Origin of the sequence: Vibrio sp. RM-69-4 (genome assembly GCF_024743775.1) — a bacterium.
GTDB classification, from domain to species: Bacteria; Pseudomonadota; Gammaproteobacteria; order Enterobacterales; family Vibrionaceae; genus Vibrio; species Vibrio anguillarum.
In genome coordinates this window covers 1-2,539 of record NZ_JAMQXI010000098.1, presented here as the reverse complement: position 1 = coordinate 2,539, position 2,539 = coordinate 1, and the positions used below count along the sequence as shown (strand labels likewise).

Here is a 2,539-nt window from a genome sequence, read left to right as displayed (position 1 = left end):
TTGCCCATGACAGTATCAATTTCCCAGTGTCCACGCGTTTTACGTGTTTCGACACTTTTAGGACGCTCAGAGATATGTCGTTTATTGGCGAGCCTTCCGCGACTATCGTAGGCAGCATAACGCTTGCGCCGTTGCTTGGTCGATTGTCGTAGGTGTTTCCAAAGTTCGCCCCCATTGGCTTTATCACGCCAGATGTACTGGTAAATAGACTCATGGCTAATGGTCGGCTGTTTATATCGTTTCATTCTTCCAACGACTTGAGCAGGGCTCCAGTCTTTTTTGATAAAGTGCATGACTTGATTATATTGCTGCTGAGTAATACGCGGATTACATCTTGATTTACTGCGTCTTGTCCGAGTGCGTTGGTCGGCTTTGAAAGGGCGATAGGCCCCATCGTAAGTACATCGATTACGAGCAATTTCTCGAGAAATGGTACTCTTATGGCGTCCGGTAAGCCGAGCGATTTCAGCATAGCTAAGGCCTTGCTTTTTATAGGCAGCGATAGTATATCTGTCCCCTTCGGTGAGCTGTTTATAAGCCATAATTTTTCACTTCTTGGCGGGAGGAAAAATAGGGATTATGACAGCTCACTGTTTTATTTTTTAGTGTTGCACTTAGTATATGAATCCAAGTGTCATAACAAACGCTTCAAGAGGGACAGCCAACGCGTGGCATTTTTACTATGCGTTGGTTTGTGTGGTTACGGTGTTATGCGGAAAGTTGGTAGTAGCGTTGTCTGCCCCTTAAGCGGGCGTTAGGCTATTCAGAGGATACGATGACAGATTTAAAAAATAATGAGCAATATTTCGACGTTTCTTTTGAGAAGCTTTCCTCACCTGATGAGAAATATAGCGACGTCGAGTTTGAAGATTGCCAATTCTCCGACTGCGATTTTTCAGCGGTTAAGTTCCAGAAATGTAAGTTCACAAACTGCACATTTGAACGCTGTAATTTGAGTTTGGTGGATTTTACAAACTCAAAGCTCTTTGAGCTTAAATTTCAAGACAGTAAGTTAGTTGGCGTTGATTGGACGAAAGCGACATGGCCAGTTTATCATTCAGACTTTGAGCTAAGTTTTAAGCGTTGTATTTTAAATGACTCGTCTTTCTTTGGCCTGACCTTAAATGAATTGGTTTTGGATGAATGTAAGTTGCATGATGTTGATTTCCGTGAAGGTGACTTTGCAGGTTCAATAATGATTTATAGTGATTTTAGCCACAGTTTATTTATGAGAACAAATCTGCAAGGGGTTGATTTCAGTGAATCAACAGCATACTCCATTGACGTACTAGAAAATAACGTTAAAAAGGCTAAGTTTTCACGATATGAAGCGTTGAGCTTATTAGAAAGCTTAGGTATTGAATTGGTGGATTAATAGCCTAACAAACGGCTCAAGAGGGATTGCCAACGCGTGGCGACTTTAGTACAAAATTGGAGTTTAGTGTTTACAGTGTGTTTTTTGAGTTCGGTGGTGCGTTGTCAACCCCTTAGCCGGGCGTTAGCTGAGGTTAAGAAAAACCATAAAATTAAGCGTTTATTTTTCTTAGTCTGAGGCTCTAGCTTTACACCTGAAAGTCAGCACTTTTCCGCGTATCTCGCCAGTGGCACTGTTCGTGAAGCGGTTGAACTAACCGAAGTCTGTTTACGGGAAGTGGTGTGTTTGTTTATTTCTTTGGTGTGGCTTCTTTGGTTTTGAAGCTCTTTCGCGCTTAAATGGATTTCGCGCACTTGATTGTTGGCTTCTTCGAAAGAATTCTTTGTAAATTGAAGTCTTAGAAGCTCGTCAGTTTTCCTATTATTTCTTCTTTGCCAAGTACGTTTCGTGGGTTAGGTTTTAGTTTCTCAGTTGTCCGTTTTACTTTGTCGCTTGAAAACAATAATGTGTTTTAAATTAGGCCGTTGGGTAGTCAATCTCCGGCTAAAGTGCAGCAGCTAACAAACGGCTCAAGAGGGATTGCCAACGCTTGGCGACTTTAGTGCAAAATTGAAGTTCAGTGTTTACGTTGTGTTTTTTGAGTTCGGCGGTGCGCTGTCAACCCCTTAGCCGGGCGTTAGGCAAAGTGAGTTTTTATCAGCTAAATCGAGTTGAAATTGAGCAGTAAATTCCATGTTTTGTGGCTTAAGTGAAGCAATAAATAATCATCACATATTTGTTGTTTCTTGATTGCGTTGGGTTGCTTTTCGCTGTGAATTCATCGGCAAAATAACCTTAAGCATCCAAACGTCCGCCGAGCATGCTACGCTCGTCACTTTTCTTCCAAACCGCTCAATTTTAGTTTTTTGGTTTCTTTGCTGAATTAGGGTTTTGGTTTATAAATGAATCGGTTAGTTTGTTTTAAGTTTGTAAAAAGCCCTGTTCTTTGGTTTTGAAAGTGTCGGTGTTAATCGGTTGGCCTAACAAACGGCTCAAGAGGGATTGCCAACGCGTGGCGACTTTAGTGCAAAATTGAAGTTCAGTGTTTACGGTGTGTTTTTTAAGTTCGGCGGTGCGTTGTCAACCCCTTAGCCGGGCGTTAGCATGCAGAGGTAGCATGAAAAA

Annotated in this window: 2 protein-coding genes; one reads left to right on the top strand and one right to left on the bottom strand. The window is 41.8% G+C overall.

Features of this window, described 5'->3' with window-relative positions; genetic code table 11:
• A partial coding sequence (locus NB504_RS18460) for an IS30 family transposase (RefSeq protein ID WP_258429618.1) occupies positions 1-542 on the bottom strand: 542 nt, incomplete at its 3' end.
• A 233-nt stretch (positions 543-775) separates the two neighbouring features.
• Here NB504_RS18460 and NB504_RS18450 point away from each other — a divergent pair.
• Positions 776-1,375 carry a pentapeptide repeat-containing protein gene (locus tag NB504_RS18450; RefSeq protein ID WP_170889268.1) on the top strand — a complete coding sequence of 200 codons (600 nt, stop codon included), beginning with the start codon at positions 776-778 and terminating at the stop codon, positions 1,373-1,375.
• The last annotated feature ends 1,164 nt before the right edge of the window (positions 1,376-2,539 follow it).

Bases quoted from the DNA above. Each gene is read 5' to 3' on its own strand.
- NB504_RS18450 (WP_170889268.1), top strand. From the start codon at position 776: ATGACAGATTTAAAAAATAATGAGCAATATTTCGACGTTTCTTTTGAG.